14 protein-coding genes and 1 riboswitch are annotated in these 18997 nt (G+C 72.4%); of the genes, 10 read left to right on the forward strand and 4 right to left on the reverse strand.

Annotation, left to right across the window (positions count from 1 at the left end; translation table 11 throughout):
• The first annotated feature begins 168 nt into the window (after positions 1–168).
• The 4 genes from KZI27_RS06810 (at position 169) to KZI27_RS06825 (ending at position 3782) form a co-directional block, all read left to right on the forward strand.
• Entirely contained in the window at positions 169–993 is an 825-nt protein-coding gene (locus KZI27_RS06810) for a DUF4397 domain-containing protein (RefSeq protein ID WP_222660117.1), read from the forward strand.
• 100 nt (positions 994–1093) lie between these two features.
• On the forward strand, positions 1094–2248 hold the full coding sequence (locus tag KZI27_RS06815; RefSeq protein WP_222660119.1) for a glycosyl hydrolase family 8: 1155 nt from the start codon (positions 1094–1096) through the stop codon (positions 2246–2248).
• Positions 2245–2943 carry a class F sortase gene (locus KZI27_RS06820; RefSeq protein ID WP_222660121.1) on the forward strand — a complete coding sequence of 233 codons (699 nt, stop codon included), beginning with the start codon at positions 2245–2247 and terminating at the stop codon, positions 2941–2943. The genes KZI27_RS06815 and KZI27_RS06820 overlap by 4 nt, the downstream gene beginning before the upstream one ends.
• A 44-nt stretch (positions 2944–2987) precedes the next feature.
• On the forward strand, positions 2988–3782 hold the full coding sequence (locus KZI27_RS06825) for a polyprenol monophosphomannose synthase (RefSeq protein ID WP_222660123.1): 795 nt from the start codon (positions 2988–2990) through the stop codon (positions 3780–3782).
• 135 nt (positions 3783–3917) lie between these two features.
• On the opposite strand, the gene treZ is transcribed toward KZI27_RS06825, so the two are convergent.
• Genes treZ through glgX form a run of 3 tightly spaced genes read right to left on the reverse strand, consistent with a single transcriptional unit; the run spans position 3918 to position 10404 of the window.
• On the reverse strand, positions 3918–5672 hold the full coding sequence (gene treZ, locus KZI27_RS06830; RefSeq protein ID WP_222660125.1) for a malto-oligosyltrehalose trehalohydrolase: 1755 nt from the start codon (positions 5670–5672) through the stop codon (positions 3918–3920).
• On the reverse strand, positions 5669–8173 hold the full coding sequence (gene treY / locus KZI27_RS06835) for a malto-oligosyltrehalose synthase (protein WP_222660127.1): 2505 nt from the start codon (positions 8171–8173) through the stop codon (positions 5669–5671). The genes treZ and treY overlap by 4 nt, the downstream gene beginning before the upstream one ends.
• Positions 8170–10404, reverse strand: a complete 2235-nt coding sequence (gene glgX / locus KZI27_RS06840) for a glycogen debranching protein GlgX (protein WP_222660129.1) — start codon at positions 10402–10404, stop codon at positions 8170–8172. Before glgX ends, treY begins: the two co-directional genes overlap by 4 nt.
• A gap of 129 nt (positions 10405–10533) precedes the next feature.
• Between glgX and KZI27_RS06845 the strand changes: the two genes are divergently transcribed.
• The 4 genes from KZI27_RS06845 to KZI27_RS06860 all read left to right on the forward strand — a co-directional run bounded on the left by KZI27_RS06845 (position 10534) and on the right by KZI27_RS06860 (position 14743).
• Positions 10534–10854, forward strand: a complete 321-nt coding sequence (locus tag KZI27_RS06845; RefSeq protein WP_222660132.1) for a hypothetical protein — start codon at positions 10534–10536, stop codon at positions 10852–10854.
• 98 nt (positions 10855–10952) lie between these two features.
• Positions 10953–11064, forward strand: a riboswitch (TPP riboswitch).
• Positions 11060–11698, forward strand: coding sequence for an ECF transporter S component (locus KZI27_RS06850; protein WP_222660134.1), 639 nt, complete (start codon positions 11060–11062; stop codon positions 11696–11698). (Overlaps the previous riboswitch by 5 nt.)
• A gap of 2 nt (positions 11699–11700) precedes the next feature.
• Positions 11701–14199, forward strand: coding sequence for an ATP-binding cassette domain-containing protein (locus KZI27_RS06855; protein WP_222660136.1), 2499 nt, complete (start codon positions 11701–11703; stop codon positions 14197–14199).
• On the forward strand, positions 14192–14743 hold the full coding sequence (locus tag KZI27_RS06860) for an ATP-binding protein (protein ID WP_222660138.1): 552 nt from the start codon (positions 14192–14194) through the stop codon (positions 14741–14743). Before KZI27_RS06855 ends, KZI27_RS06860 begins: the two co-directional genes overlap by 8 nt.
• Positions 14744–14828: 85 nt before the next feature.
• Here the strand turns inward: KZI27_RS06860 and KZI27_RS06865 are convergent, their stop codons facing one another.
• Positions 14829–16193 carry an MFS transporter gene (locus KZI27_RS06865; RefSeq protein WP_222660140.1) on the reverse strand — a complete coding sequence of 455 codons (1365 nt, stop codon included), beginning with the start codon at positions 16191–16193 and terminating at the stop codon, positions 14829–14831.
• 102 nt (positions 16194–16295) lie between these two features.
• On the opposite strand from KZI27_RS06865, the gene KZI27_RS06870 reads away from it, so the two are divergent.
• Entirely contained in the window at positions 16296–17732 is a 1437-nt protein-coding gene (locus tag KZI27_RS06870) for an LLM class flavin-dependent oxidoreductase (protein ID WP_222660141.1), read from the forward strand.
• Positions 17729–18994, forward strand: coding sequence for an acyl-CoA dehydrogenase family protein (locus KZI27_RS06875; RefSeq protein WP_222660143.1), 1266 nt, complete (start codon positions 17729–17731; stop codon positions 18992–18994). Before KZI27_RS06870 ends, KZI27_RS06875 begins: the two co-directional genes overlap by 4 nt.
• The last annotated feature ends 3 nt before the right edge of the window (positions 18995–18997 follow it).

An 18997-nucleotide genomic window follows, 5' to 3' on the forward strand; every position in this document is an offset into this window, starting at 1 on the left:
GAGCGGGCGAAACACCCGGGTGCCCCGCGCGCGGACCTCGGCATTTCGCCCGCTCGCGGGGAGGCCCCGAGCGACACCCCAGCCGCCCGCGCCGCCCGCGACACCCGCGCCGCCCGCGGCACCACGGAACCGAACACGACCAGCACCACGACCCGAAGGAGCACGACCATGACCGCACACACCCAGCGACGCCGCACCGTCGTCGTCGGCGCACTCGCAGCGACCCTCGTCGCCGCGACCGTCGGACTCGCAGCACCCCAGACCGCCACCGCCGCCACCGCCACCGACGAGGGCTGGCTCCGCGTCGGCCACCTCTCGCCCGACACCAAGAGCGTCGACGTCGAGCTGTCCAGCCTGTCCGGCGGCAAGACGGTCTTCGAGCTCGACGACGTCACCTACGGCCAGGTCAGCAAGTACCAGGAGCTCCCGGTCGGCACCTACGTGCTGTCGATGCGGGCCTCCGACGCTCCGGACTCCACGCCGGTGATCTCCACCGACGTGCAGGTCGACAAGGGCGACGCGAGCACGGTCGTCGCCTACGGCAAGAACACCGACCTCAAGACGACGGCGTTCACCGACGACCTGCAGCAGCCGGGCGACGGCAAGGCGAAGCTCCGGCTGGTCCAGGCCGCCACCACGGCGAAGCAGGTCGACGTGAGCACCTCCGAGGGCACCGCCATCGCCGAGGGCGCGGAGTTCGGCACCGCCACCAAGTACGCCACCGTCGACTCCGGCAAGTGGACGCTCGACGTCTCCGGCAGCGGCCAGCAGGGCACCGCCAGTGTCGACCTCGCGGGCAACACCGTCTCCACCCTGTTCGTCCTCGACGACAGCAAGGGTGACCTGACGGTCGTGCCGGTCACGGACGCCGCAGCCACCGCCGCGACGCCGACCGGCGGCGTGCAGACGGGTGGCGGCGGCGCAGCCGCCGACCGCCCGATGACGGAGGCCGTCCACACGGCCATCGCAGCGCTCCGCTCGCTGTACCGCTGACGCCCTGGCGGGAGGCCCGGATCACGTGCGCCGACACGCTCACGTGATCCGCCCCTCCTGTCCAGATCCATCGTCACCATCCACGGAAAGGCAGGCCAGCATGACCCGCAGGACCTGGATACCCGTCACCGCCGCGGCGGCGGTGGTCGTCGCCGTCGGCGTCGCGCTCATCGCAGTGCGGCCGTGGGGGCAGGACACCGCAGCCGAGAACGGCTCGGCCGCCACCCCGACCTCGACCAGCGCGCCCGACGCGGCGCGCTCCCCGGAGCAGCTCCGCACGGAGTTCCTGGACCGCTACGTGCAGGACGGCCGCGTCGTCCGCACCGACCAGGGCGACGACACCGTCAGCGAAGGGCAGGCCTACGGGCTGCTCATCGCGTTCGCGAACGGCGACCGCGACCGGTTCGACGACATCTGGAAGTGGACGAAGACGCACATGCTGACCGACGACGACCTGCTCGCCTGGCGTTGGACGCCGGACGACGGTGTCGCCGACGAGCAGCCGGCGAGCGACGCCGACCTCGACGCCGCGCGGGCACTGGTGCTCGCCGGAGACGCGTGGGGCGAGGACCGCTACACGGCAGCCGGCACGCGCATCGCCTCGGCGATCCTGGAGCACGAGACCGCGACGACGGACCTCGGCACGATCCTGCTGCCCGGGCCGTGGGCGGACTCCGAGCCCTACCGGTACAACGCCTCGTACGCGTCGCCGGCAGCGTTCGCGGTGCTGGCGAAGGCCACGGGCGACGACCGGTGGACCGCGTTGAACCGCGGTTCCCGAGCGGTGACGACGGCCGTGCTCGACGAGTCACAGCTGCCGAGCGACTGGTCGCAGGTGCATGCCGACGGCACCGTCGACCCGATGCCCGCGACCGGCGGGGACCAGCGCGTGCTGTACGGCTACGACGCGATGCGCACGCCCGTCCGCTACGCCGAGGCCTGCTCCGCCGACGACCGTGCCCTCGCCGGTTCGCTCGCCCCGACCCTGCGCCGGACGACGCAGCTCGCGGCCCAGCTCGACCTCGGCGGGACCGCCGTGACCGAGGACACGAACGCGTTGGCGTACACCGCCAGGGCAGCGGCGGAGCACGCAGCCGGGTCCTCCGGTGCGGCTGCCGACGACCTGGAGCGGGCAGACCGCACGGCGGCCACCACGCCGACCTACTACGGGGACGCCTGGGCCGCCCTCGGTGCGACCATGCTCACCTCGGACGTGCTCGGCGGCTGTGCGACGACGGCCGGAGGTGCATCGTGACCGGCCGGCGGTCCGCCGGGCGCGGTCCGGCGGTCCGGCGTCGTGGTGTGGTGATCGGGGCCGTCCTGGCCGCGGTCGTCCTGGGCGGCGGCGTCACGGGTGTGGCCCTCGCGTCGACCGTCGGCAGCGACGGGTCGGGTGAGCGTGCCGGCTCGGCGCCGTCGAGTCCGGCGTCGGGGTCTGCTCCTGCGTCTGCCGGGTCGGGCACCGAGGGGTTCCAGGACCCGGCGGCGCCCGCTGCCCGCTCCTCGGCGACCCCCGTGAGCGTCTCGATCCCCGCGATCGGCGTGCAGTCGGACCTCGAGGACCTGCACCGCGGCTCGGCCGGTGAGCTCGACCCGCCCGTCGACTGGGACAGCGCGGGCTGGTTCAGCGACGGCATCGTCCCCGGCGAGGTCGGCCCGGCCGTGATCGCCGGCCACGTGGACAGCCCGACGAGCGCCGCGGTGTTCTTCCGCCTCGACGAGCTGGTCGCCGGTGACGAGGTCCACGTCGCGATGTCCGACGGCACCACCCGCACCTTCACCGTCGACCGCTCGGATCGCGCCGCCAAGTCGGCGTTCCCGACGAGCGACGTCTACGGCACCACCCCGACCGCCCAACTCCGACTGATCACCTGCGACGGTGTGTTCGACACCGCCACCGGGCACTACACGGACAATCTGATCGTGTTCGCAGACCTCTCGTCGGACTGACCCACGACCGACCGATACATTCGATGTGGAGCACGAGGAGCACCATGAGCGAGACCCTGGTCATCATCCCGACCTACGACGAGGCGGAGAACGTCCGTCCCATCGTCGAGCGCACGCTCGCCGCCACCGACGACAGCGTGCACGTGCTCGTCGTCGACGACAACTCGCCCGACGGCACCGGTGAGATCGCCGACGCGATCGCGAGCGAGACCGACCGGGTGCACGTGATGCACCGCACGGTGAAGGACGGCCTCGGCGGCGCATACCTGTCCGGCTTCGCGTGGGGCCTCGAGCACGGGTACGCCAAGCTCGTCGAGATGGACGCCGACGGCTCGCACCATCCCGAGTACCTGCCGTGGATGCTCGAGCTCGCCGACACGAACGACCTGGTGCTCGGATCCCGCTGGATCAAGGGCGGGAAGGTGGAGAACTGGCCCTGGTACCGCGAACTGCTGTCCCGCGGCGGCAACCTCTACACCCGTCTGGCCCTCGGCATCGCGGTCCGCGACGCCACGGGCGGGTTCCGTGTGTTCACCTCGCGGGCCTTCGAGCGGATCGACCTGGCGGGTGTGGCGTCGAAGGGCTACTGCTTCCAGGTCGACCTGTGCTGGCGTGCCCTCGAGGCCGGTCTGCGCGTCGTCGAGACCCCGATCACGTTCACCGAGCGGGAGTTCGGTGTCTCGAAGATGAGCGGCAACATCGTGCGTGAGAGCCTCGCCCTCGTGACGAAGTGGGGCATCGACCGCCGCATCCGCGAGACCCGTTCCCTGGTCAAGGACCACCGGAAGCTGCCGTCCGTGCGGAAGAACGCACACGCGGTCGCCGACCACGCCGCCTGATCCGCGGCGACGGCGCTCAGCGTCGGCGCTCGGCGTCGCTACCGCGAAAGCGACAGTGTCCCGCGAACCGTTCGCGGGACACTGTCGCTTTCGCGGATCGGACGCCCGCGGGCAGCCCGGACGCCAGCGCAGCGACTAGCGCAGCACCACCACGCCCCGCCCGCGGAACCGCACGCAGTCCGTCGCGACCTCGGCCGCACCGAAGCGGTAGAGCTCCTCGCCGGTGGCACCGGGGACCGGCACCTCGGCAGCGTCGTCGAGGAAGTTCACCACGACGTGCACCGGTGCGACGTCGGGCCCGAGCAGCCCGCGTGTGAGCACCAGCCACCGCCGGTCCTCACTGAACCGCACGGCGTTCGCCTCGTACCGGTGGTCGACGAAGGCCTGGTCGGTCCGCCGCAGGGCGACGAGCACCCGGTAGGCACGCAGGATCGCCGCGCCCCGCTCGGAACTGATGTCGGCCCAGTCGAGCTTGGAGTTCGTGAACGTCGTCGGGTCCTGCGGGTCCGGCACGGCGGACTCGTCCCACCCGTGCTCGGCGAACTCGGCGATGCGCCCCTCGGCGGTGGCCGCGCCCAGCTCGGGCTCCGGGTGCGAGGTGAAGAACTGCCACGGCGTCGTCGCGGCGAACTCCTCGCCCATGAACAGCATGGGCGTGAAGGGGCCGAGCAGCGTCAGCGCCGCCGCGATGACGAGACCCTCGTCGTCGAGCGTCGCCGCCAGACGGTCGCCCGCCGCGCGGTTGCCGATCTGGTCGTGGTTCTGGTTCGTGACGACCAGGGCCGTCGCCGGCGAGGTGCCGCGGTCGATCGGCTGCCCGTGCCGCCTGCCACGGAACGACGACCACGTGCCGTCGTGGAAGAACCCGTGGTCGAGCACCTTCGCGAGCGCCGACAGCGGTGCGAAGTCGGCGTAGTAGCCGTTCGTCTCACCCGTCAGCGCGACGTGCACGGCGTGGTGGAAGTCGTCGGACCACTGCCCGGAGAGTCCGTACCCGGCGGCTTCACGCGGGCGGAACATCACGGGGTCGTTGAGGTCCGACTCGGCGATCAGGGACAGCGGTCGACCGACGAAGGCGCCGTACGCGTCCGTCTCGTCGGCCATCTCGGCCAGCACGTGCGGTCGGGTGGTGTCGCGGATCGCGTGCACGGCGTCGAGCCGGAGCCCGTCGACGTGGTGGTCGCGGAACCACATGCGCACGTTGTCGAGGACGTACCGGCGGACCTCGGGGTGCTCCACGTTCACCGAGTCGCCCCACGTGTTCGCGAGGCCCTGCACCAGGTACGGCCCGTACAGCGGCAGGTAGTTGCCGCTCGGACCGAGGTGGTTGTAGACGACGTCCTGGATGACGCCGAGACCGAGCGAGTGTGCGGTGTCGACGAAGCGGTCGTACGCGTCCGGGCCGCCGTACGGCGCGTGCACCGCGAACCACGCGACGCCGTCGTAGCCCCAGTTCCACTCGCCGTTCACACCGTTGACGGGCAGCAGTTCGACGAACTCGACACCGAGCTCGACCAGGTGGTCGAGCTTCTGCGCGGCTGCGTCGAGGGTGCCCTCCGGCGTGTAGGTGCCGACGTGCATCTCGTAGATGACGGACCCGCGGGCCGGGCGTCCGGTCCACGACTCGTCGGTCCACGCGAAGCGCGCCGGGTCGACCACTGCCGAGGTGCCGTGCACGCCGTCCGGTTGGAAGCGACTGCGGGGGTCGGGCCGGACCGCGTCGTCGTCGCCGAGGCGGAACCCGTAGCGGGCACCGACGACCGGCATGATCGCGTCGGTCGACCACCAGTCGTCGTCGCCCCGGGTCAGCGGGTACTCGACGTCGTCGACGACCAGCCGGACGCGGTCCGGCTCGGGCGCCCAGACGGCGTAGCGGTCGGGTGCGGTCATGCGTGACCCTCCAGGATGTCGATCTCGGCTTGTGCGTCGGACTCGGTGGTCGCCGGGGCGGTTCCGGCGGTCGACCGGGAGGCCCGTCCCGCGTCGGACGCGTCGGTCACGGTGTCGGTGTGGCCGGGTTCCCCGACCGTGGCGGCCGGGACGAGCAGCGCGACCGGGTACGTGGTGAGCAGGTCCGCGAGCGCGATGCCCCGGCTGGCCGGGAACGACCTGCCGGTGAGCAGGTCGACCCGATCGACGGGGACGGCGTGCACGAGGGTGTCGCCCCAGCCGCCGACCCGTTCGAGGCCGATCGGCAGTCGCGTGGCGACCGTCACGGCACCACCGCGGTCGAACGCGACGACGTGGTCCGCCGCGCTGCCCGTCGCCTCGAGCGCGAGGTACCGCGTGAAGAGCTCCGGGTGGTCACGGCGGAGCCGGAGCGCACGCGCGGTCACGAGGAGCTTCGCAGCGCCGTCGATCCCGATCGCGGGCAGGTCCTCGGGGCCGTCGTCGTCCGGGCCGTCGATCTCGGCGAGGACGTGGCGCCGTTCGGCGTAGTCCACCGCACGGCGGTTGTCGGGGTCGACGAGGGAACGGTCCCAGAACTCGGTGCCCTGGTAGACGTCGGGGACGCCGGGCGCCGTGAGCTGCACGAGCTTCTGCGCGAGCCCGTTCGACCACCCGGCCGCGTCGATCCGCTCGTCGAGGGCATCGAGCACGGCCACCACCGCGGGCTCGTCGAACGCCGCGTCGACGAGCGCGTGCATGCGCTCCTCGAACGCCGTGTCCGGCTCGGTCCAGGTCGTGCTGTCGCCGGCTTCGCGCGACGCCTTCTCGGCGTAGGAGTGCAACCGCTCGCGGCTCGCTGGCCGGGCACCGACGATGGCCTGCCAGAGCAGGTCCGCGAACACGCGGTCCTCGAGCGGGACGAGGGACTGCAGCCGGTCGAGGGTGTCGGCCCACTCGCTGCCGAGCTCGGCCAGGACCGCGATGCGTGCCCGGGTGTCCTCGCTGCGCTTCGTGTCGTGGGTGGTGAGCGTCGTCATGGTGTGCGGCCAGCTGCCGAGCCGGTCGCGCTGCGCCTGGTGGAAGTCGGCCACGGACACCGCGAACACGCTCGGGTCGCTCCCGACCTCGCTCAGCGACGTCAGGCGGGACGTGCGGTAGAACGCCGTGTCCTCGACGCCCTTGGCCATCACCATGCCGCTCGTCTGCTGCAGGCGGACGGCGGCGGCGTTCTCCGGGTCGACGAGCGCCGGGGCGATGCGGTCGATGACGTCGTCGAGGTCCGGGCGGGCCTCGGCGGCACGTTCGAGCGCGGCGATGAGGTGGTGCGCGCCCTCGGGCAGGTAGGTGCGGTACACGTCGAACGACGCGACGACCTCGGCGAGGGCGTCCACGAGTCGTTCGTGCGTGATCGCGTCCGCCCCGGCGGCGGCCGGGGCGAGGAGGCGGGCGAGCCGCTCGACCTCGCTGCCGAGGATCCCGTCGGCGATGCCGCGACGGGTGTCGTGCGTGAGCTGCTGCCAGTCGGCCGGTTCCGCTCCGGACGCGGCCGTCAGCGTCGGTTCGCCCGCGGGGTCGACGAGCACGCGGTCCAGGACGCCCAGGGCGTCGTACCCGGTGGTGCCGTCGACGGGCCACGAGCTCGGCAGTTCCTCGCCGGGCTCGAGGATCTTCTCGACGAGGGTGTACGCGCCGCCGGTCAGCTCGGCGAGGTCCTGCAGGTACCCGGCGGGGTCGTACAGCCCGTCCGGGTGGTCGATGCGCAGGCCGTCGACGAGGCCGTCGCGGAACCAGGCTCCGATGACGCCGTGCGAGGCCGCGAAGACCTCGGGCTCCTCGACTCGGATCGCCGCGAGCGTGTTCACCGCGAAGAACCGGCGGTAGTTGAGCTCGTGGTCGGCGCGCTTCCAGTGCACGAACGCGTAGTGCTGCAACTCGTGCACGGCCTCGACCGAGTCGCCCGGGTGGGCGCTGCCGGGCGCGGTCGGGTACGCGGTCTCACCGACCCGCAGCACCGGGCGTTCCGGGTCGGACGTGTCGAGCGACACGGCGTCGAGCAGCCGGTCGTCGAGGACCGGCACGCGGACCTTGCCGTCGCCGGCGTCCCAGTCGACGTCGAACGCCCACGCGACGGGGGAGCCCTGGCCGAGTTCGAGCAGGGACCACCACCACGGGTTGACCTCCGGGGTGGCGACCCCGACGTGGTTCGGGACGACGTCGACCAGTACGCCGAGGCCGACGGCGTGCGCGGCTTCGGCGAGGACCCGGAGGGCCTCGTCACCGCCGCGGTCGGTGTCGACGTGCGTGTGGTCGACGACGTCGTAGCCGTGGTCCGAGCCGGGTTCCGACTGCAGGACGGGCGACAGGTACAGCCAGTCGGCGCCGAGGTCGTGCACGTAGTCGACGAGGTCGCGTGCTGCGGCCAGGTCGAAGTCCGCGGAGACCTGCAGCCGGTACGTCGAGACGGGGACGCGACGCCCGGTTCCCGGTGCGACGGCGCTCATCGTGCGGTGCCGCTCGGTGCGGTGGAGCCGGCGGGGTTCGCCGGGGTGACGGCGTCCTGCGGGGACCGGAGCTCCGGATCGCCCTCGTGGTGCTGGACCTCGACCGGCGCGGCGGAGACCTCGTGGTTCGGCTCGGCGCGGAGGACGATCATCGACCGGGCGGGGACGTCGAGCGGCGTCCCCGCGTCGATGACCTCGTCGCGGGCGCCGGGCTCGGCGGTGTCGATGCGGACCGTCCACCCCGGTGCGTACTCCTCGGGCGGCAGGGTGAAGGTCACGACGTCGTCGTGGGCGTTGAAGTACGTGATGAACGCCACGTCGGTGACACGCTCACCGCGGGAGTCGCGCCCACGGATCCCGTCGCCGTTCAGGTACATGCCGACGCTCTTGCCGAAGCCGGAGTCCCAGTCCTCCGGCGACATGGCCTCGCCGTCGGGGGTGAGCCACACCACGTCGGGCAGCGGCTCGTCCTGGCCGCGGCGGACCGGGCGCCCGTTGAAGTACCGGGTGCGGCGGAACGTCGGGTGGTCGTGGCGGAGCTTCACGACGTCGGCCGTGAACTGGACGAGGTCGTCGTCCGCGGTCTCCCAGTCGATCCAGCTGAGCTCGGAGTCCTGCGCGTAGACGTTGTTGTTGCCGGACTGCGAACGGCCGAGCTCGTCACCGTGGGCGATCATCGGCACGCCCTGGCTGAGGAGCAGCGTCGCCAGGAAGTTCCGGCGTCGCTGCAGCCGCAGGGAGTTCACGGCCTCGTCGTCGGTCGGACCCTCGGCGCCGGAGTTCCAGGACCGGTTGTGGCTCTCGCCGTCGTTGTTGTCCTCGCCGTTGGCCTCGTTGTGCTTCTCGTTGTAGGCGACGAGGTCGTACAGCGTGAAGCCGTCGTGCGCCGTGATGAAGTTGATGCTCGCCTTGGGCGTGCGGCCGTCGTGCTCGTACAGGTCGGCCGAGCCGGAGATGCGGGAGGCGAACTCGCCGAGCGTGGACGACTCACCGCGCCAGAAGTCGCGCACGGTGTCGCGGTACTTGCCGTTCCACTCCGACCACTGGGGCGGGAAGTTGCCGACCTGGTAGCCGCCGGGGCCGACGTCCCAGGGCTCGGCGATGAGCTTGACCTGCGACACGATCGGGTCCTGCTGCACGAGCTCGAAGAACGCGGACAGCCGGTCGACCTCGTAGAACTCGCGGGCGAGCGCCGAGGCGAGGTCGAAGCGGAAGCCGTCGACGTGCATCTCGGTCACCCAGTAGCGCAGCGAGTCGAGGATGAGCTGCAGCGAGTGCGGGTGCCCGACGTTGAGCGAGTTCCCGGTGCCCGTGTAGTCCATGTAGAACTTCTTGTCGTCGTCGACCAGGCGGTAGTACGCCGCGTTGTCGATGCCGCGGAACGACAGCGTCGGTCCGAGGTGGTTGCCCTCGGCGGTGTGGTTGTAGACGACGTCGAGCACGACCTCGATGCCGGCGCGGTGGAGTTCCCGCACCATGGTCTTGAACTCCTGCACCTGCTGCCCCTGGTCGCCCGAGGACGAGTACGAGGAGTGCGGCGCGAAGAAGCCGATGGTGTTGTAGCCCCAGTAGTTCGACAGCCCCTTGTCCTGCAGGGTGGAGTCGTTCACGAACTGGTGCACGGGCATGAGCTCGAGCGTCGTGATGCCGAGTCGCTGCAGGTGCTCGATGACCGCCGGGTGGGAGACGCCGGCGTAGGTGCCGCGCTGCTCCTCCGGCACGTCGGGGTGGGTCTCGGTGAGGCCCTTGACGTGTGCTTCGTAGATCACCGTCTCGCCGTAGGGCGTGCGCGGTGCGCGGTCGCCCTGCCAGTCGAAGAACGGGTTGATCACGACGCCCTTCATCATGTGCGCCGCGGAGTCGTCGTCGTTCGTCGAGTCCGGGTCGCCGAAGGTGTACGCGAAGAGTGACTGGTCCCAGTCGATCTCGCCGCTCGTCGCCTTGGCGTAGGGGTCGAGCAGGAGCTTCGACGGGTTGCAGCGTGCACCGCTGTCGGGGTCGTACGGGCCGTGGACACGGAAGCCGTACTCCTGCCCGGGGCCGATGTTCGGCAGGTAGGCGTGCCAGACGTAGGCGTCGACCTCGACGAGGGGGATGCACTCTTCGTTGCCGTCGGTGTCGAACAGACAGAGTTCGACGCGCTCGGCGACCTCGCTGAAGAGCGCGAAGTTCGTGCCGCTTCCGTCGTAGGTCGCCCCGAGCGGGTACGGGTTGCCGGGCCAGGTGTGCAAACGGTCCTCCAGGTGATGGTCGCGCCAACATATCGGTGACGCCCGTCCGCGTCCGCAGACAAGCCCCAGCTGTGCACCCTTGCGCGCGTGGCCCGCCCTGTGGAGGAACGGACGAGTAGCGTCGCGCGCATGGCCAACATCGTCACGCAGATCGCAGACAAGGTACGCCCGATCGGCGTCTCCACGAACTACGGGGACCCCGTCGAGGTCGGAGACCAGACCCTCATCCCGGTGTCCCTCGGCTGGTTCGGCTTCGGGGGCGGCGGGGACGACGAGAACGGCGGCGGTGGTGGCGGCGGCGCGTCGATCCCGGTCGGCGCGTACGTCCGTCGCCCCGGCAAGGACCTCGAGTTCGAGCCGAACCTCATCTCGCTCGTCGCCGTCAGCATCCCGCTCGTCTGGGTGACCGGCACCGTGCTCCGGAAACTGGTGCGCGTCCTGAAGAAGTAGCGACGATCGGACGGGAGGCCCGTGGCGGACCCGCCACGGGCCTCCCGTCCGATCCGTGGTCGCGACCCGTCATGTGGTCGCGACCACGTCTAGACTGCTGGGACACACACGGGAGTCCGGGACCGCCGGGCTGAGAGGGAGCGAGTGGCGCTCCGACCGTCGAACCTGATCCGGATCATGCCGGCGCAGGGAGGAGTCCAGCACCATGTCTTCTGGCACGTCATCAACCGTCCACACCGCCCCGCGGCGTTCGCTGCGCTGGCGGGTCGTCGACATCGTCGTCGCGAGCGTGCTCGCGGTGGCACTCGGCGTCGTCTTCCGGCTCTGGGAGTTCGGCTACGAACCCATCAGCGCCGTCATGGACCTCGTCCTGCCGGGGACGAAAGCGCTGTTCGGCGGGGTCTGGCTGCTCGCCGGCCCACTCGTCGCCATCGTCGTCCGCAAGCCCGGCGCCGCACTCTACGGTGAGATGGTCGCCGCGTCCGTCGAAGCGCTCTTCGGCACCCAGTGGGGCTGGCTGACGCTCGAGGCCGGGCTCGTCCAGGGCCTCGGAGCCGAGATCGTCCTCGCACTCTTCCTGTACCGCGTGTACCGGCTGCCGGTCGTCGTCCTGGCGGGCGCCGCGGCCGGCCTCGCGCTCGGCATCAACGACACCGTGCTGTGGTACCCCGGCCTCGACGCCGCGTTCAAGGTCGTCTACGTCGTCTGCGCGATCATCTCGGGCGCGGTCATCGCGGGTGCCGGCTCGTGGTTGCTCGTCCGCGCACTCGCCCGCACCGGCGTGCTGTCCTCGTTCGCGGCGGGTCGCGAGCACAGCCGACGTCGGCCGCGCGAACTGGTGTGAGGGTGTCCGCTCCGTCGTCGACGTCCCCGGGCGCCGTCGGCGTGCGCGCCGCACGCATCGCGTTCCGCGGCTGGGGGTGGCGCTACCCCGAACGCGCCGAGTGGGCCGTCCGCGGTGTCGACCTGAGCGTCGAGCCGGGGGAGCGGGTCGCGATCGTCGGACCGTCCGGCTCCGGCAAGTCGACGCTGCTCCGAGCGGTCGCCGCCGTCCTGCCCGACGAACCCGACGCCACCGACGACACGGCTGCCTCCGCGCAGGGCTCGGTCCTGGTCGACGGTGCCGACCCCCGCGCGGTCCGCGGGCGTGTCGGCCTCGTCATGCAGGACCCCGAAGCGCACACCGTGATGTCGCGGATCGGTGACGACGTGGCGTTCGGCTGTGAGAACCTCGGCGTCCCGCGCGAGGAGACCTGGGCGCGGGTGCGGTCCGCCCTCGAGGTCGTCGGGCTCGACCTGCCCCTCGACCGTTCCACCGCGATGCTGTCCGGCGGCCAGCGGCAACGGCTGGCGCTCGCCGGGGTGCTCGCGATGCGTCCGGGAGCCCTCGTGCTCGACGAACCCTGCGCGAACCTCGACCCGGCCGGCGTGCTCCAGGTGCACGACGCCGTCCGGGCGCTGCTCGACGAGACCGGGGCGACCCTGCTCGTGGTGGAGCACCGGATCGGCACCTGGCTCGACCTGGTCGACCGGCTCGTGCTGCTCGCACCCGGCGGCGGAGTCGTCGCGGACGGCGCCCCGGCCGAGGTCCTCGCCCACCACGGCGCCGCGCTCACCGCGGCCGGGGTGTGGGTGCCCGGCGCCGAGCCCGGACGTGGTGCGGCCCGCGGGCGCCGTGCCGCTGCGCGAGCGGGCGAAACACCCGGGTCGGCCGCCGAGGGCACCGCGGCATTTCGCCCGCTCGGCGCGGGGAAGGGCGCGGGGGTGGGCGCGGCGCTGCTCGAGGCCCGGGACCTCGGGACCGCCCGCGGCAAGCGGCAGCGGGTGGGCAGCGGGATCGACCTCGAGCTCCGAGCCGGTCAGGTCCTGGCGGTCACGGGACCGAACGGCATCGGCAAGTCGACGCTCGGCCTCACGCTCGCGGGGCTCCTGCCTCCGGCCGCGGGGGAACTCTCGGCGACGACGGAACTCGCCGCCGGCCTCGACCCCGCACCGCACACCTGGTCGAGCCGCGAGCTGTCCGCCCGCATCGGCACCGTCTTCCAGGACCCCGAGCACCAGTTCGTCGCCCGCTCCGTCCGCGAAGAGGTCGAGGCCGGCCCCAGAGCGCTCGGCACGCCGGACGCCGCGGACCGGGCGGACGCGCTCCTCGGCGAGTTCGGCCTCGCCCACCTCGCCGACGCCAACCCCTTCACGCTGTCCGGCGGCGAACAGCGACGGCTCGCCATCGCCGCGGTGGTCGCCGCCCGGCCGCCCGTCGTCGTGCTCGACGAACCGACCTCCGGGCAGGACCGCGCCACGTGGGACGCCGTCGTCCGGCACCTCGGAGCGCTCGCCGACGCCGGCACCACCATCGTCGCCGTCACGCACGACCGCGACCTGATCCGTGCACTCGACGCCGAGGAGGTCGCGCTCGCGGCGGACGGCGCCCAGCGTGTGGACGGCACCCAGCGTGTGGACGGCGACCAAGGGCGCGCGGAACGCGACCAGGGGGGTGCGACGGCGCCCACCCCGGCGACGGTGCCGACGACGTCGAGCCGAACCGCGCCTCCAGACCGAACAGACGCAACGACCGCGACCGCCCCCGCGACCGACCACCACCGCGGCGTCCGCGCCGTCCAACCGGTCGCCGCACTCGTCGGCGTCCTCGCACTCGGCGTGTGCCTCGTGCTGAGCCTGGACGTCGTGTCCGCAGCCGTCGCCCTCGCCCTCGAGCTCGCCCTGCTGCCGCTCCTGCGGCTGCCGGTGCGGACCCTGCTGCTGCGGGTGTCCCCGGTCCTGGTGGCCGTGCCGCTCACGGCGGTGAGCATCGCGCTGTACGGACGACCCTCCGGGCGGGAGTGGTTCGACTTCGGCTTCGCCCACGTCACCGACGGGTCGCTGACGCTCGCGCTGGCAACGGCTCTGCGCGTGCTCGCGGTGGGGCTGCCCGCGGTCGCGTTGTTCGTGCGCGTCGACCCGACCGACCTGGCCGACGGGCTCGCGCAGGTGCTGCGACTGCCCGCGCGGTTCGTGCTCGGAGCGCTCGCGGCCATCCGGATGATGACGCTGCTCGTTGACGACTGGCGGCAGCTCGCGATGGCGCGGCGAGCTCGGGGGCTTGCCGACACCGGGCGGCTGCGGCGTGGGGCATCGATGGCGTTCGCGCTGCTGGTCCTGGCACTGCGTCGCGCGACGACGTTGGCGGTGGCGATGGAGTCGCGTGGGTTCGGGGCTCCCGGACGACGGACGTGGGCGCGGGTCGCGCGGTTCGCGGGGCCGGAGTGGGCGATGGTCGCGGTGCTCGTCGGGATCGGCGTGGTGTCGATCGCGGTCGCGGTGGCAGCGGGGACCTGGCGTGTCTGATGCGACCGAGGCGGCGAGCGGCGACGGTCTCGCCGCGGGTGTCGCCGCAGCCGCTGCCGGCGCCGCGGCGGCGTCGGGAGGGCGCCGCGTGGTGCTCGTCGACGGCCGCTCCGGCACCGGCAAGACGACCCTCGGCGACCAGCTCGCCCGGCTGCTGGGAGCGCAGGTCGTGCACCTCGACGACGTCTACCCGGGGTGGGACGGACTGCGCGCGGCGGCCGACGCCGTGGTCCGTGACGTGCTCGGCGCACCCAGCGGGTACCGCCGGTGGGACTGGGCGACCGACGGTCCTGCGGAGTGGACCGCCGTCGACCCCGACATGCCGATCGTGATCGAGGGCTGCGGGGCGGTGTCCCGGGCGTCGGTGGCGCTCGCCTCGCTGGCGGTGTGGCTCGAGGCCGACGACGCAGTCCGGTGGGACCGGGCGATCGGCCGCGACGGCGACACCTTCGCGCGCGAGTGGGACCGGTGGGCGGCGCAGGAGCAGGACTTCATCGCCGCCGAGGACCCGGCGTCCCTAACCGACGTAGTGCTGCGGACGTAGCGCGGTCGCCCGAGTCTCGGGCCGTGCCGCGCCGAGTCTCGGGCTGAGCGACAGATCACGCACGCACGAGCGCGAGAACTGTCGCTCACCGCGAAACTCGGGCCGTGCCGCCGCCCGCGCCCGCACGCGCCCGCGCAGCGGGGTCCACCGCGAACACCGCCGCCACGATGGTCAGCACCGCGTACACCCCGAGGTACCCGCACAGGATCCACGGCGAGCCCCCACCGAGCTCCACGAACACCGCGGCCAGCAGCGGCGTCAGTCCCACCGAGAAGATCGACCCGATCTGGTACCCGAGCGACATCCCCGAGTACCGCCGCCCGGTCGGGAACTGCTCCGCGAACCAGGCTGCCTGCGGCCCGTAGATGCTGTCGTGGAACACGCACATCCCGATGAGCGCCACGAGCGGCAGCAGCACGAGCGGCCCGGCGTCGAGGAACGCGAAGAACGGCCAGATGAGCACCGCGATGCCCACTGCCGACCAGATCGTGAGCACGCGGCGACCCACTCGGTCGGACAGCCAGCCCCAGAACGGCGTCGACACGAGCGACACCGCCGAGATCACGAGCACGGCCTGCAACCCCGCATCGGAGCCGGACGGTCCCCGCACGGCCGCGAGGTAGGTCAGCGAGTACGTCGTCAGGATCGAGTACAGCGCGGGCTGCACCAGGCGCAGTCCGGCCGTCACCAGGATCGCGCGCGGGTGGTGCCGGATCGCCTGCCAGACCGGGAACCGCTCGACCCCGCCGGAGGCCCGCAGCTCCTGGAACACCGGAGCGTCCTGCACGCCGAGCCGGATCACCAGGCCGACCGCCACGATCACCGCGGAGAACAGGAACGGCAGCCGCCACCCCCAGGCGAGGAACACCTCGGTGCCGAGCAGCGAGCGCACCAGGGTGAACACGCCGGTCGCGAGCAGCATCCCGCCCGCCGACCCCATCTGCGTGAACGCCCCGAACAGCCCGCGGTGCCGCTCGGGTGCGTGCTCGACGGACAGGAGCGCCGACCCGCCCCACTCCGCGCCGGCCGCGACGCCCTGCAGCAGCCGCAGGAACACCAGCGCGACCACGGCACCGACACCGATGCTCGCTGCCGACGGCACGACACCGATCAGCGTCGACGCGATGCCCATCAGCACCAGGGACGCGACGAGCAGCTTCTTGCGTCCGATGCGGTCGCCCAGGTGGCCGGCGATCACCCCGCCGAGCGGCCGCGCGACGAAGCCGACCCCGTAGGTCGCGAACGACGCGATCACGCCGACGGCGGGCGTCACCGACGGGAAGAACGTCGGCGCGAACACCAGGGCGGATGCCGTCGCGTACAGGTAGAAGTCGTAGTACTCGACCGTCGTGCCGACGAACGAGGCCAGGGCGACGCGACGGCGGGTCGCGGTGGTCGACGGTGCGGCGGGAGGGCCGGGAGGCGCGGTGACGGTACTCGGGGTCGGCATGCCTCAGGAGCATGGTCGTCTCCAGGGCCGCGGGGAACACCGCGCGTAACGGAAGGTCACGTCGCTGTCGTCGGGCGGTGCCCGCCGACCACGATGGGACGCATGAGCGATGCACCGAACCGTCCGCTGCGCTTCGCGGCCTTCGTCATGAACACGACGTCGCACATCCAGCACGGCCTGTGGCGGCACCCGGACGCCCGCCAGGCCGACTTCGACAACGTGACGCTCTGGACCGACCTGGCGAAGACGCTCGAGCGCGGCAAGTTCGACGCCGTGTTCTTCGCCGACGTCGTCGGTACCTACGGTCCCGGCCGCGGCGACTACTCGACCAACCTGCGCGAGGGACTGCAGATCCCCTCGAACGACCCCTCGATGCTGCTCTCCGCGCTCGCCGTGTCGACCGAGCACCTCGGCCTGGCGTTCACGTCGAGCGTCATCCAGGCGCACCCGTTCGACTTCGCCCGCAGGGTCTCCACGCTCGACCACATCACGCGGGGCCGCATCGGCTGGAACGTCGTCACGAGTGCGCTCGACAGCGCCGCCCGCAACTTCGGCGCCGACCGGCTCGAGGAGCACGACGAGCGCTACGTCTGGGCCGAGGAGTACCTCGAGGTCTGCACGAAGCTCTGGGAGGGCTCGTGGGAGGACGGCGCCGTGCTGAAGGACCCGGTCCGCGGCTACGCCGACCCCGACAAGGTGCACCGCATCGACCACCACGGCACCCGCTACGACGTGCAGGGTCCGCACCTCAGCGCGCCCAGCCCGCAGCGCACGCCGGTGCTCTTCCAGGCCGGCTCCTCGCCCGCCGGTCGGGCCTTCGCGGCACGGAACGCCGAGGCCCAGTTCATCCTGACCTCGAACCGGGACGCCACCGAGCAGCTCATCCGCGAGACCCGCGACCTCGCCCAGGCCGCGGGCCGCCAGCGGGAGGACATCGCGTTCTTCCTCGGGCTGACGTTCGTCACCGGCTCGACCGAAGCCGAGGCGAAGGCCAAGGAAGCGGAGATCGACGAGTACCTGGCCGCCGACGGGTTCCTGGTGCACTCGAACCTCGGCTTCGACCCGGACACCGGCGAGGCCCTCGATCCGGACACCCCGCTGTCCGAGGTCCGCACCCACGCCGGGCAGTCGCACCTGCAGTGGCTCCGTGAGGCCGCCGGCGACCGCGAACCCACGATCGCCGACCTCGCACGCCTGTCCGCGAAGCTCCGCGCCCGGGTCGTCGGCACGCCGGAGCAGATCGCCGACGAGCTCGCCGACTGGCAGCGGGTCGGCGTCGACGGCGTCAACGTCATCAACTGGACGCTGCCCGGTTCGTACGAGGAGTTCGTCGACCACATCGCCCCGACCCTGCAGGAGCGTGGCCTGATGCAGTCCGAGTACCGCGCGGGCACCCTGCGCGAGAAGCTCTTCGGGCACGCGCAGCTGCCCGACTCGCACCCCGCCCGGCAGTGGCGCGGCGCGTTCTCCGGTGGCGCGAGCGGCGCGACCGCGGCCCACCCGGACGACGCACCCCGTGCCGTGGAGGTGCCCGCATGACGGACGCGACGACGACCGACGGGCGCACACCGGGCCTCCCGGCCGACCGCCTGGCCACGCTGCGGGCGCGCTTCGCACCGGTGTTCGCGACCATCCGCGAGGGCGCGGTCGAGCGTGAGCTCGCCTCCGGTGCTCCCGGCGACCGGCCGCTGCCGCACGCCGAGGTCCGCGCGCTGGCTGACGCGGGGTTCGGACGGTTGCGCGTGCCGGAGGACCGGGGCGGCTTCGGCGTGACCCTTGTCGAACTCGTGCAGCTGGTGGCGGACCTGGCGGCGGCGGACTCGAACATCGCGCACCTGTGGCGGGGACACTTCGGGTACACCGAGCTCGTGCTGCTCCGGCCGGACTCCGGATCGCGCGACGAGTGGCTCGACCGGATCGTCGACGGCGCGATCATCGGGAACGCGACCTCGGAGCGGACCGGCACGACCCTGGCCGACATCTCGACGACGGTGACGCCGGCCGGTGGTTCCCTCCGCCTCGACGGTCGGAAGTTCTACTCGACCGGCACGCTCTACGCGGACTGGATCTACCTGGCGGCGGACCGCGACGGGGAACGCGTGACGTTCGCCGTCGACGCCACCGCACCCGGCGTGACGAGCGTCGACGACTGGGACGGCTTCGGGCAGCGGCTGACCGCGTCCGGCACCACCGTGTTCGACGGGGTGCCGGTCGACCCCGCTGCGGTGTCGGCGTACCGGGACGCCCCGCTCTCGCACATCCAGGCCTTCTACCAGCTGTACCTGCTGGCGGTCCTCGCGGGGATCGGGCAGGCGGCGTCCGACGACGCCGTGGCGTTCGTCCGACCACGGACCCGCACGTACATCCACGCGAACGCGGCCACGCCGGGGGAGGACCCGCAGGTCCTGGCGGTCCTCGGTCGGCTGTCGAGCGGGGCCTTCACCGCCCGGTCACTGGTCGCCGCCGCGGCGGGACTGCTCGACGCCGTGGTCGCGACGAACGAACCCGGGGTCGGCGTGGACCGCGTGCTGCTCGACGCGGCCGAGAACGCCGTGTACCAGGCACAGGTCGAGATCGGGCCGCGGGTGCTGCGGTCGGCGTCCGAGCTGTTCGAGGTCGGTGGGGCGTCAGCTGCCGACCGGACGCGCGCGCTGGACCGGCACTGGCGGAACGCGCGCGTGGTGGCGTCGCACAACCCGGCGGTCTACAAGGAGCGGCTCGTGGGGGAGTACGCGCTGCACGGGCGGGGGCCGGTGGGTGCGTGGGAGAAGTACCACGAGGTGGGGCCGACGCGGTTCTGAGGG

The sequence above is a fragment of the Curtobacterium sp. TC1 genome (assembly GCF_019844075.1).
In the GTDB taxonomy this organism is placed as follows: Bacteria; Actinomycetota; Actinomycetes; order Actinomycetales; family Microbacteriaceae; genus Curtobacterium.